12 protein-coding genes are annotated in these 12,083 nt (G+C 62.5%); 7 read left to right on the forward strand and 5 right to left on the reverse strand.

What is annotated here, in order from left to right:
* Positions 1–19: 19 nt before the first annotated feature.
* Complete coding sequence (locus NE851_RS03760) at positions 20–1,228, forward strand: amidohydrolase/deacetylase family metallohydrolase (RefSeq protein WP_063476260.1); 1,209 nt, start codon at positions 20–22, stop codon at positions 1,226–1,228.
* A 22-nt stretch (positions 1,229–1,250) separates the two neighbouring features.
* On the opposite strand, the gene NE851_RS03765 is transcribed toward NE851_RS03760, so the two are convergent.
* Positions 1,251–2,099, reverse strand: coding sequence for an IclR family transcriptional regulator (locus NE851_RS03765; RefSeq protein ID WP_047612972.1), 849 nt, complete (start codon positions 2,097–2,099; stop codon positions 1,251–1,253).
* Positions 2,100–2,256: 157 nt separating this feature from the next.
* Between NE851_RS03765 and NE851_RS03770 the strand changes: the two genes are divergently transcribed.
* Positions 2,257–3,114 (forward strand): SDR family oxidoreductase, encoded by an 858-nt coding sequence (locus NE851_RS03770; RefSeq protein ID WP_254955457.1) that lies wholly within the window; start codon positions 2,257–2,259, stop codon positions 3,112–3,114.
* 41 nt (positions 3,115–3,155) lie between these two features.
* Here NE851_RS03770 and NE851_RS03775 read toward each other — a convergent pair whose 3' ends face one another.
* The gene (locus NE851_RS03775; protein WP_097630754.1) at positions 3,156–6,767 is read right to left on the reverse strand and encodes a hydantoinase B/oxoprolinase family protein; all 3,612 of its coding nucleotides are present in this window, start codon (positions 6,765–6,767) and stop codon (positions 3,156–3,158) included.
* Positions 6,768–6,855: 88 nt separating this feature from the next.
* On the opposite strand from NE851_RS03775, the gene NE851_RS03780 reads away from it, so the two are divergent.
* On the forward strand, positions 6,856–7,383 hold the full coding sequence (locus NE851_RS03780) for a winged helix DNA-binding protein (protein WP_063476037.1): 528 nt from the start codon (positions 6,856–6,858) through the stop codon (positions 7,381–7,383).
* 55 nt (positions 7,384–7,438) lie between these two features.
* Here NE851_RS03780 and NE851_RS03785 read toward each other — a convergent pair whose 3' ends face one another.
* Entirely contained in the window at positions 7,439–7,654 is a 216-nt protein-coding gene (locus NE851_RS03785; protein ID WP_047612976.1) for a hypothetical protein, read from the reverse strand.
* Positions 7,655–7,781: 127 nt separating this feature from the next.
* On the opposite strand from NE851_RS03785, the gene NE851_RS03790 reads away from it, so the two are divergent.
* Positions 7,782–8,405 (forward strand): TetR/AcrR family transcriptional regulator, encoded by a 624-nt coding sequence (locus NE851_RS03790; RefSeq protein WP_097630753.1) that lies wholly within the window; start codon positions 7,782–7,784, stop codon positions 8,403–8,405.
* Positions 8,406–8,539: 134 nt separating this feature from the next.
* Positions 8,540–8,728, forward strand: a complete 189-nt coding sequence (locus NE851_RS03795) for a hypothetical protein (protein WP_047612978.1) — start codon at positions 8,540–8,542, stop codon at positions 8,726–8,728.
* Here the strand turns inward: NE851_RS03795 and NE851_RS03800 are convergent.
* Complete coding sequence (locus tag NE851_RS03800) at positions 8,725–9,159, reverse strand: DUF1810 domain-containing protein (protein WP_097630752.1); 435 nt, start codon at positions 9,157–9,159, stop codon at positions 8,725–8,727. The genes NE851_RS03795 and NE851_RS03800 overlap by 4 nt on opposite strands.
* A gap of 67 nt (positions 9,160–9,226) precedes the next feature.
* A complete protein-coding gene (locus NE851_RS03805; protein WP_052213315.1) occupies positions 9,227–9,505 on the reverse strand; it encodes a hypothetical protein in 279 nt (92 codons plus the stop codon).
* Positions 9,506–9,778: 273 nt separating this feature from the next.
* Here NE851_RS03805 and NE851_RS03810 point away from each other — a divergent pair, with 273 nt between their 5' ends.
* Both NE851_RS03810 and NE851_RS03815 read left to right on the forward strand, forming a co-directional pair.
* Positions 9,779–11,149: an amidase gene (locus NE851_RS03810; protein ID WP_097630751.1), complete on the forward strand. Its 1,371-nt coding sequence runs from the start codon at positions 9,779–9,781 to the stop codon at positions 11,147–11,149.
* Between the two features lie 65 nt (positions 11,150–11,214).
* A complete protein-coding gene (locus NE851_RS03815; RefSeq protein ID WP_097622738.1) occupies positions 11,215–12,075 on the forward strand; it encodes a sugar phosphate isomerase/epimerase family protein in 861 nt (286 codons plus the stop codon).
* Positions 12,076–12,083: the final 8 nt, after the last annotated feature.

Raw genomic sequence — 12,083 nt, forward strand, 5'->3', positions numbered from 1 at the left:
TTCGAAAGGAATGCATATCATGTCCGGCGATCAGGCGAAGAAGCCGCTCCTCCTCACCAATGTCAAGCCGATGGCTTTCGGTGCGGGCACGTCCGAGGGGGTGATCGACATTCTTGTCAATGCTTATGGCAGGATCGCCGAGATTGGTCCGTCGCTTGCCGTCTCGCAGGATGTGACGCACATTGACGGCAAGGGTGCTTACATTTCGCCCGGCTGGGTCGACCTGCATGTGCATATCTGGCACGGCGGCACCGACATTTCTATCCGTCCCTCCGAGTGCGGTGTCGAGCGCGGTGTCACCACGCTGGTCGATGCCGGTTCGGCCGGTGAGGCGAATTTCCATGGCTTCCGCGAATATATCATCGAGCCCTCGCGCGAGCGCATCAAGGCCTTCCTGAATCTGGGCTCGATCGGCCTCGTCGCCTGCAATCGCGTCGCCGAACTCAGGGATATAAGAGATATCGATCTCGACCGCATCCTCGAAGTCTATGCCGAAAACAGCGAGCATATCGTCGGCATCAAGGTGCGCGCCAGCCATGTCATCACCGGCTCTTGGGGCGTGACGCCGGTCAAGCTCGGCAAGAAGATCGCCAAGATTTTGAAAGTGCCGATGATGGTGCATGTCGGCGAGCCGCCGGCGCTCTATGATGAGGTGCTGGAGATCCTCGGCCCCGGCGACGTCGTCACCCATTGCTTCAACGGCAAGGCTGGTTCGAGCATCATGGAGGACGAGGACCTCTTCACTCTCGCCGAGCGCTGCGCCTTCGAGGGCATCCGTCTCGACATCGGCCATGGCGGCGCCTCCTTCTCCTTCAAGGTCGCCGAAGCGGCAATCGCGCGCGGGCTGCTGCCATTCTCGATCTCGACCGACCTGCACGGCCATTCGATGAACTTCCCGGTCTGGGACTTGGCGACGACGATGTCGAAGCTGCTGAGCGTCGGCATGCCCTTCGACAAGGTGGTGGAAGCCGTCACCCATGCGCCGGCATCCGTCATCAAGCTGTCGATGGAGAACCGGCTTTCGGTCGGCTCTCAAGCCGAATTCACGATTTTCGACCTGGTCGATTCCGACCTCGAAGCGACGGATTCCAATGGCGACGTCTCGGTTCTCAACAAGCTGTTCGAGCCGCGCTACGCAGTGATGGGCGCCGATGCCTTCGCCGCCAGCCGCTACGTGCCGCGGGCGCGCAAGCTGGTGCGCCACAGCCACGGCTATTCCTACAGGTAGGATTGGCTGAAGAGGGCGAGGATCAGCGGTTACGCCAGCCCATCAGCTTTTCGATCCGTTCCGCCGAACTGCGCACATGCGCGGTGTAGTGGTTCTCGTCGGAAAAGGCCTTCTGCTCCGGCAGCACGATGGAAATGGTGGCGACGCACTGGCCGTCGCGATCGCAGATCGGCGAGGCGATGCAGGCAACCGCATAATCCGATTCCCCCGCCTGGATCGACAGGCGCGACTCGAAGGCCTTGCCGGCGGCTTCCGACAGTGTGCCCGGGTCGATCTCGGCGCGGCCGGTCGGTGAGGAGCGGGCGCAGCGCTTGAACAGTTCGATGCGCTCCTCCTCGGGCAAGTGGCCGACGAGCAGGCGGCCGGAGGCCGTCCAGTTCAGCGGCACGCGGGTGCCGACGCGCGACGCCACCTGGAAGTGGCTCGGGCCGTCGGCCATGGCCAGCACCAGCATATAATCGCCGTCGCGGCCGCAGACCTGCACGGTTTCGCCGGCCTGGCGGCAGAGATCGTGCATCTCGTGGGTGGCGATGCTCATGAAATCCAGCGACCGCGCATAGGCAAGGCCGTAGTGATAGAGCCGGGCGCCGAGCCAGATCGAGCCGTCGGCCTGGCGCGTCAGCATGTTCTTCTCGACGAGATCGTCGACGATGACGTAAACGGTCGACAGTGGCGCCTTGACCGCCTTGGCGATAGCGTAGACGCCGGCGGGCGATCCGGTCTCATAGAGATGATCGATCACCTGCAGCGCACGGTCGATACCGCTAACACGCGCGCGGCGAGCACCCTTGCCACCGGCCTCGCCGGCAACGCTCTCATCTTCGGAATAAACTGCGGGTGATGTCTTTCCGTCCAATTCCACGCACCTCATGAAAACTGCGATTATGTTACATTACTATGGCATAGCTGTCGCCGTGGCAAATCGCAACATCTTGTAGGTTGATCGTCTGGGCGGATGTGATGGCGGTGGACTGACGTTGGAACAACCAGCCGCAGCCTGAGTTTGCCCCTCAACCCAGGAGGTCATGATGACGAATTATCCAACACCACCCTTCCCATCCCAGAAACAGCCGATGCCGGGTTTTACCGCGCAGATGGAACCGATTCCCGACCATGGCGAAAAAAGCTATCGCGGATCCGAACGGCTCAAGGGCAAGCGGGCGATCATCACCGGCGGCGATAGCGGCATCGGTCGGGCCGTGGCGATTGCCTATGCCCGTGAAGGCGTCGATCTGCTGATCTCCTATCTCGACGAGGATGAGGATGCCGACGAGACGAAACGGCTCGTCGAGCAGGCCGGGCGCAAGGCTGTGCTCGTCAGCGGCGACATCCAGGATCCCGCCCACTGCAGGCAGATCGTCGAGACGGCGGTCAAGGAACTGGGCGGTATCGACATTCTCGTCAACAACGCCGCGCATCAGGCGAGCTTCAAGACTATCGACGAGATCAGCGACGAGGAGTGGGAACTGACCTTCAAGGTCAATATCCATGCGATGTTCTACCTGACCAAGGCAGCCGTCGCCCATATGAAGCCCGGCAGCGCCATCATCAACACGGCCTCGATCAATTCGGACAATCCGAACCCGACGCTACTTGCCTATGCGACGACCAAGGGCGCGATCCAGAATTTCACTGCCGGCCTTGCCCAGCTTCTGGCCGAGAAAGGCATTCGCGCCAATGCGGTGGCGCCGGGCCCGATCTGGACGCCGCTCATCCCTTCGACGCTGCCGGAAGAAAGCGTCAGCAATTTCGGCAAGCAGGTGCCGATGAAGAGGCCGGGCCAGCCGGCCGAGCTTGCCACAGCCTATGTGATGCTGGCCGATCCCTTGTCGAGCTATGTCTCCGGCGCGACAATCGCGGTCACCGGCGGCAAGCCCATTCTCTAATGCATGTCGCCTGGAAGTGTTCAGCGGTTCCTAGATAGGAGCTAAACCGGCTTGCCGTAGCCACCGCCGGTCGGCGTCGTGATGATTACGGCGTCACCGGCTGCGAGTATCGCCTGATCGCAGCCTTCCAGCTTTTCGACTTGGCCGTCGCCGCGGCGGATCTCGGTTTTCCCCAACTGCCCGTCTTCCCCGCCGAACAGGCCGAAAGGCCGGATCGTACGGTGCGAGGAGAGGATGCTGCAATCCATCGTCTCCAGGAAGCGGATGGTGCGCTCGGTACCGCCGCCGGAACTATATTGCCCCTTGCCACCGGAACCGCGGCGGATGTGGAAATCTTCCAGCACGACGGGAAAACGGAATTCCAGCACCTCGGGATCGGTCAGCCGCGAATTGGTCATGTGGCTGTGCACGCCATCGGCGCCGCTGAAGCCGGTGCCGTCATTGAGCACGCCGGCGGGGCCGCCGGCGCAGATCGTCTCGTAATATTGATAGGTGGCGTTGCCGAAAGTCAGGTTGTTCATCGAGCCCTGGGCTGCCGCCAGTGTTCCGAGCGCTCCGAACAGCGCATTGGTCACATGCTGGCTGGTTTCGACATTGCCGGCGACGACCGCGGCCGGATAGGCCGGGCGCAGCATCGAGCCGTCGGGCACGATGATGCGGATCGGCCGCAGGCAACCGGCATTCATCGGGATCGGCTGCTCGACCATGACACGGAAGACATAGAGCACGGCGGCGCGTGTCACCGGTTCCGGCGCATTGAAATTGGTCGGCTGCTGTGCGCTCGTGCCGGTGAAGTCGACCGTTGCCTCGCGCGCCTTCCTGTCGACGGTGATCTTCACCTTGATGACGGCGCCCTGATCGGTGGGGTAGGTGAATTCGCTGTCGCTCAGCCGGGCGATGACCCGGCGCACGCTTTCTTCGGCATTGTCCTGGACATGGCCCATATAGGCTTCGACGACGTCGAGCCCGAAATGGGCGACCATCTTGCGCAATTCGTGCACGCCCTTTTCGTTGGCGGCGATCTGCGCCTTCACGTCGGCGACATTCTGGGCAGGATTGCGGGCGGGGTAGGGGTGGTCCGTCAACATCGCCGCGAAGTCGGCCTCACGAAAACGCCCCTTATCGACCAGCAGGAAATTGTCGATCAGCACGCCTTCCTCATCGACCTTCGTCGCCCGCGGGGTCATCGAGCCCGGCGCCTTGCCGCCGATATCGGCATGATGGCCGCGCGAGGCGACATAGAAGAGGATGACCTCTCCGGCATCGTCGAAAACAGGCGTGACGACGGTGATGTCGGGCAGATGCGTGCCGCCATTATACGGTGCGTTGAGCGCGAAGACGTCGCCCGGGCGGATGTTGCCTTGGTTGAGGCGGATGATCGTTTCGACCGAACGGTCCATGGAGCCTAGATGCACCGGCATGTGCGGCGCGTTGGCGACGAGCGCGCCGGTGCGGTCGAAGACGGCGCAGGAGAAATCGAGCCGCTCCTTGATATTGACAGAATGGGCGGTGTTCTGCAGCGTCACGCCCATCTGCTCGGCGATCGCCATGAACAGGTTGTTGAAGACTTCGAGCATGACGGGGTCGGCGCTGGTGCCGATCGCCGCATTGCGCGACAGCGGGACTTCGCGGATGAGGACGATATGGTTGCGGCCGGTGAGCCTTGCCTGCCAGCCCGCCTCGACGACGATCGTCTGATGCGGTTCGATGATCAGCGCGGGGCCTTTGAGGACGGCGCCCGGCTTTAGCGCCTCGCGCTTGAAGATGCCGGCCTCGTGCCATGTTCCGCCGGAATAGAAGCGGGTGGTGCGCAGCGCTTCCGGCGCCGAGGCGTCCGCCTGAATGTCCGCCTCCTGAATGTCGGCGCCGCCGCCGATGCCCTCGACTTCGATGGAATCGACGACAACAGGCCGGTCGTCGAAGATGAAGCCGAACTGCTTCTTGTGGGCGACGGCAAAGGCTTGCGCCATCTCCTCCTGCTGCCCGAAAGCAACGGGCAGGGCCGTGTCGGTGCCCTTATATTGCAGGTGCAGTCGGGTGACGATCTCCAGATCGGCCGCCTCGACGCCTTGCAGCGTCATTTCCCCACGCACCTCCTCTTCCAGCTCGGCCCTGACGGCGCCGATCGTCGTCAAGGCCGTGTCGAGTTCGGTCAGGACGGCGCGCTGGCGCGTGGCGCGGATATCGGCAAGACCCATGCCATAGGCCGAAAGGATGCCGGAGAAGGGGTGGATCAGCACGGTCTTCATGCCGAGGCTGTCGGCCACGAGGCAGGCATGCTGGCCGCCGGCGCCGCCGAAGCAGGTGAGCGCATAGTCCGAAACGTCATAGCCGCGCTGCACGGAGATTTTCTTGATGGCATTGGCCATGTTCTCGACGGCGATGGCGAGAAAACCGTCGGCGACGTCTTCCGCCGTCCGCCCGCTGGCGATCGTCTGCGCCATCTCGGCAAAGGCGCTGCGCACCGCCTCGGCATCGAGCGGCTGGTCCTGCCCCGGCCCGAAGATTTCAGGGAAGAAATCCGGCAGCAGCTTGCCGGTCATGATGTTGGCGTCGGTGACGGCAAGCGGACCGCCGCGGCGGTAGGATTTCGGACCGGGCGTCGCCCCGGCTGAATCGGGACCGACGCGGAAGCGCGAACCGTCATAACTCAGGATCGAGCCGCCGCCGGCAGCAACGGTGTGGATTTTCATCATCGGCGCGCGCATGCGCACACCGGCGACCTCAGTCTCGAAAGCGCGTTCCAGTTCGCCGTCGTAATGCGAGACATCAGTCGAAGTGCCGCCCATGTCGAAGCCGATCATTCGGTCAAAGCCGGCGATGCGCGAGACCTCGACCGCGCCGACCACGCCGCCGGCGGGGCCGGACAGGATCGCATCCTTGCCCTGGAAGAGGTGCGCGTCGGTCAGCCCGCCGGAAGACTGCATGAACATCAGCTTCGGGCCTTCTGCGTCGCCGGTACCGAGCTCGGCGGCAACCTGATCAACATAACGCCGGAGAACCGGAGACAGATAGGCATCGACGACGGCGGTGTCGCCGCGCCCGACGAGCTTGATCAGCGGTGAAACGACATGCGAGGGCGAGATCTGCGTGAAACCGATTGCGCTGGCGATGGCGGCGGCCTGCTGCTCATGCTCGGGATAGCGGTAGGCATGCATGAAGACGATGGCGACGGCGCGCAGGCCGCTGGCATAGGCGGCTTCAAGCGCTTGTCGCAGGTCATGCTCGTTAAGGGCACGTTCCACTGTGCCGTCCGCCAACACCCGCTCGTCGGCCTCGATGACATCGGCATAAAGCAGTTCCGGCTTGACGATCTTCTTGGCGAAGATATCGGCGCGGGCCTGGTAGCCGATCTCCAGCGCATCGCGGAACCCCTTCGTCGTCACCAAGAGGGTTGGATCGCCCTTGCGTTCCAGGAGGGCATTGGTGGCGACCGTCGTTCCCATCTTCACCGCGCCGATGAGGTCGGAAGGGATCGGTTCGCCCGGCTCAAGGCCAAGCAATTCACGGATGCCGTGCACGGCCGGGTCGCGATAGGCTTCCGGATTTTCTGAGAGCAGCTTATGGGCGATGAGCGAACCGTCCGGACCGCGTGCGACGATATCGGTGAACGTGCCGCCGCGATCGACCCAGAAATCCCATTGCCTGCCCATCGTCCGGTCTCCTGTTAAACTGAAATTTTATTGACGATTTATCGATAAAATGTCAACGTTTTCCCTCTTGGATCATGGAGGGATGCGCATGTCGGATGGACACGGACGACAGGAAATCGGACCGATCGTCTCCTCAGCCCATCTCGCCGATGGCGCGCTTCCGGCCCTTTCGGAGCTCGAGTTCGGCCTTATCCTCGCCGGCAACGCCTTCGACCGCTGGATGGTACGCTGCATGACGGCCGCGGGCGAGCCCGGATGCGCCGCGATCGACGTGCTGGTGCTGCATTCGGTGGCTCACCGGCAACGGCCGAAGCGGCTCGGCGATCTCTGCAGCGTGCTCGGTGTCGAGGATACGCATCTGGTGATTTATGCAATCAAGAAGCTGGAAAAGCGCGGCCTGGTGACAAGCACCCGGGCGGGCAAGGAGAAGCTGGTTGCCGCTACCGGAAAGGGCGTTGAAACCTGCCTGAAATACCGGGCGGTGCGGGAGGCGCTGCTGGTGGAATCGGTCAAGGGGCTCGGCCTCGATGCCGCAGCGACATCGGCGGTGGCCGCCACGCTCCGGGCGCTGTCGGGCCATTACGATCAAGCGGCAAGGGCCGCCGCCTCTTTCTGACGGCAGCCCTTGACGGGGGCAGGGAGAGATCCCCCGAAATTTTCAGGCGGCGTGTTCAGCCGAAGCAGGGCATTGCCGGCAGATTGGCGCGGCTTGCAAGCGCTCCGATCACGTTGCCCACCGAAGTCGGCCGCGGTTCGCGTTTGCCGGCGGCCGTCTCCAGGAGCTGCTTGAAGTCTTCAAGCTTCACGCCGTCGGCGCGCAACACCATGGCGATCAGGGGGTCGCGAAGAGCTTCGGATATCGTCAGGTCGTCTCTGGTCTTTCTCATGGTTGTCCTCCTTTCGTGGGCGGTCGCCCGTGTTCCACTTGCCGCTGCCATACCCTCGGCATTGACTTTCGCAGTTCGTGGTGTTACCGGTAAGTAACAATGCATTTGTTACCGATCGGTCACATTGATGTCAAGGACTACGTCCGCAAAAAAATCAGAAACTTCGAATGAAATCTCTGTAGTCGTTTCAGAAGATCGCATCCCGCCGCGGGAGCGTATCGTCTCGACCGCCTCGGAGCTTTTCCGCGAGCGCGGCATTCGCGGGATCGGCGTCGATGCCATCGCCGACGCGGCGCTCACCAACAAGATGACGCTCTACCGGCATTTCGGCTCAAAGGACGAGCTCGTCTGCGAAACGCTGCGCCGCGCCTCCGAAAAGGCCGGCGCCATCTGGCACGATCTGGAAGCGGCCTATCCCGGCAATCCGCGCGCCCAGCTCTACGCCTGGGTGGAGACGCGGGCGCAATGTCTGAACGGCGAGCCTGCCGGCTGCGATCTCGCCAATGCTGCCATCGAGCTGAAGGGCGAGGGCCATCCCGCCCACGAGATGATCGAGCGGCACAAGGCCGAACAGCGTGATCGCCTGGCCGCGCTCTGTTCGGCGGCCGGTGCGCGCGAACCCGAGCTTCTTGCCGATACGTTGACACTGCTGCTCGAGGGTGCGCGCGTCACGCGCCAAGCCATGGGCACTGCCAACTGCTGCGGTCATTTCGCCAAGGCCTGCAACGCAGCGATTGCCTCTTTCGCCTGACCGCCACTCTAAAGCGCCGCGCGTCTTTTCAGACGCGCGAAGGACACGCGTAGCATTTTGAACCATGCAGTCGGGGAACCTTACCGCTTCCGTGTCGTTTTTCCATCACCGGAGGGCAATGTGGAGGCAGGGAGATGAACTACGTCTATCTCAAGCGCCTATATGCCAAACGCGCCGAGCTCGAAGCCAAGCTGGAGCTTCATGATGCGCGCTATTGTTTCGGCGAGGAAGAAGTCGATGATGGCACTGACAGCGATCTGCGTCAGCGGTTGAGCGAGATCTCCGAGGAAATTGCGACGCTGGAGAGCAGGCCGGGCGGCTAATCCGCGCCAAGGATCTCCGTCGTCCGCTCGTCGAATTTTCCCTGATAGAAATGCTCGATCACCCGGTGGAAGGGCGACCCATGGTCGCTGATGGCGGCAAACAAGGTCATCGAGGAGCGGAGCTTGAGGTCGTCCGGCGAGCCCAGGATTTCATGCGCTGATCGGCCGTCAACCGACAAGATCGCCTCGACACAGCGCAACAGCCGGCTTGAGAGAATGGGATCGGCGAGATAGGCGGTGGCTTCCTCAGCCGAACGGATCGCATATTTTTCGGCCATTGCAGAGGTGCCGAGACCGGCGATCTGCGGAAAAATAAACCACATCCAATGGGAGGTCTTGCGCCCGGCCTTCAGTTCCGACAGCGCCTGTTCATAGACGCCGTTCTGGGCATCGATGAAGCGGTCGAAGTCGTAGTCGATGTCACCGGCCATGGTCCCTTTTCCTGCTGTCAACGCAGCCTGGGCCAAGGTCTCCATGCCCGGCGAGCTAGCTTTCCTGTTAGCAGACCCTTTCAGCGTAGGGGCTGCTGTCACGGCAATGGCCGTAAGCCGGATGATGCGGCGTGTTATCATCTGATGTGGCGGCAATGGCTGATGTCGTCATCGGGTCCGTACCACCGGAAGAATATGCGGCGAAGCCCGCAAAGCTCAAGAGAACCAAGGCTCCGACCACGACGATGCGCTCGAAGGGCGAAAGTTTCTGGGCGCTGACATGGTCTACATAGTCGCGCTCGCCCAAGCCGGTGGTTTCATCCTCTTTCGCATGGAGGGTCACCATATCCTGGCGACGGCTCAAAGTTTCACAATCTGTCATTTTAATTACTCCTGCAACACATGCGCAGCCGGCCTCTCAAGAGTAAGCTCTCGCCCTCATGCCGAAGCGGCTTCGCATGCGTGCAGCATGTGTGTCTTCGATCGTGGCAATTGAAGGGGCGATATGCAAACTCAGTGTTCAAAAAATCGCACTAATAAACGCAAAATATCGTGAAGCTCTGGCCCGTCGGAATGATCCGGGGTAGTTCAGAGGGTCATCTTTTTTCTGGATCGTCTCATGAGCAAATCCTTCGGCGCGATGTCGGTCGCCCAGCTTTCTCTCCTCATTCAAGGCGGTGCGGCCGATCCGCTTGAAGTGGCCGAGACGGTCTTCGATTCCATCGCGCATTATGCCGACAAGGCTGTCTTCACCGCGCTTACCGAAAGCCGGGCGATGGAGGAGGCGCGCGCCGCCTCGAACCGTCTGCGGGAAGGGCGCTCGCTGGGATTGTTGGACGGAATTCCGATCGCCTGGAAAGATCTTTTCGACATGGAGGGCGTGCCGACGACAGCCGGTTCCGTCGTCCTGGCGGCGGACGCGCCCGCCAAGCGCGATGCGGCCGTCGTCGGTTTGCTCAGGCACGCGGGCATGGTCGCCGTTGGGCGCACCAATATGAGCGAATTTGCCTTTTCCGGCCTCGGAATCAATCCGCATTACGGCACGCCGGTTAATCCGCGTGGCACCGATCTCCCGCGCATTCCCGGCGGCTCCTCCTCCGGCGCCGGCGTCGCCGTCGCGGCCGGGTTGGTGCCGGTCGCCATGGGCACCGATACCGGCGGCTCGGTGCGCATCCCCGCCGCCTTCAACGGTATCGTCGGCTACAAGGCGACACGCGGCCGCCATGCGATGGCAGGCGTCTATCCGCTGGCAAAGAGCCTGGATTCGCTGGGGCCGCTCTGCCGCAGCGTCAGGGATGCGGTCTGGATCGATGCGGCGATGCGTGGATTGACGGCGCCGGCGGTCATTGAACGCCCCTTGCAGGAGCTGGAACTGATCGTGCCTGAGAATGTCGTCTTCGACGGAGCCGAACCCGGCGTCGTCGCTGCGTTCGAGGCGGCTCTGGAACGTCTCCAAAAGGCCGGCGCCCATGTCGCCCGCACTGTCATCCCCGCCTTCAACGAGATCTTCGATCTGATGACGAGATACGGTCCGCTGGTGACGGCGGAGGCTTTTGCACTTCACCGCGAACGCTTGGACGGACCGGATGCGGACAGAATGGATCACCGTGTCGTCATGCGCACGCGGCTCGGAAGCAAGACGACGCTGCCCGATTACCTCCGAATTCTCGAGGCGCGCAGCCGCCTGATCGCCGATGTCGAGCGGCTTGTCGGCGACCGGCTGATTGCCTTTCCCACCGTTGCCCATGTCGCGCCGCCGATCGGACCGCTGGAGCAGGATGACGAGCTGTTCTTCGCAACGAACAACAAGACGCTGCGCAACACCGCACTCGGCAATTTCCTCGACTGGTGCGGCGTTTCCGTTCCCTGCGGCACGGGAGAGGCCGGTATGCCGGTCGGCCTGCTGCTGTCGGCGACCCGCCATCGCGATGAGGCGCTGCTGGGGTTTGCCCTTGCCGCCGAGGCGGTCATCCGCGGCGATTTCGCCTGAATTGCAATTGAACCGCCGGGCTTTTATTGCCATTGATGGCAGGGGGAGATCCTGGAGGAAGACACGTGCAGGTTTTGCAAAACGGACGTTTCGCGGTTTCGACATGGTCGCTGCATCGGCTGCTCGGCGCCGTGCATGCCTATAGCCCCGATCCTGATAAAAGTGCCGCGCCGAAGGAACCCTATGGCCCCGGCGCCGCAGCGCTGATCGACGTGCCGGCGGCACTCTCGGCGCGCGGCATCAACCGGCTGGAGATCTGCTCCTTCCATCTGCCGAGCCTCGATGCTGCCTATATAAGCGAGTTGCGTGATGCGATGGCGGCCTCGAACGTGTTGTTCCAGACGCTGCTTGTCGAGGACGGCGATCCGAGCCATCCCGAGACGGCCGAACGCGACGTCAAATGGATGGCGGAGTGGATCGATATCGCCGCTGCCCTTGGAGCGCAAAGGATGCGCGTCATCGCCGGCAAGCAGAAACCGACGGAGGAAAACCTTGCCCGCGCCGCCCGTCATCTGAACTGGCTGGGCGGAAAGGCAGAAGGCAGCGGCGTGCGCGTCGTCGTCGAGAATTGGTTCGACCTGCTGCCGTCGCCCATCGAGATGAACTGGCTGCTGGACCGGCTGGACGGCAAGGTCGGCCTCAACGGCGACCTCGGCAACTGGGCGGCGCCGGCGAAATATGAAGGCCTGGCCGACATCATGGGCCGGGCGGAAATTTGCCACGCCAAGGCCGATTATGGCGTCACCGGCCTCGATGCCGACGATTATCGCAAGTGCCTGGAGATGTGCGAGCGGGCCGGCTACGACGGTCCCTTCACGCTGATCTACGACTCGCCCTTCTTCCCCGATGAATGGGACGGCATTCTGTTGCAAAAGGCGTTCATCGAGGATTTCCTGCGCGAGGTGCCGGCGCGCAGGACGGCTTAATCAGAGGC

Source organism: Rhizobium anhuiense bv. trifolii (assembly GCF_024346605.1).
In the GTDB taxonomy this organism is placed as follows: Bacteria; Pseudomonadota; Alphaproteobacteria; order Rhizobiales; family Rhizobiaceae; genus Rhizobium; species Rhizobium anhuiense.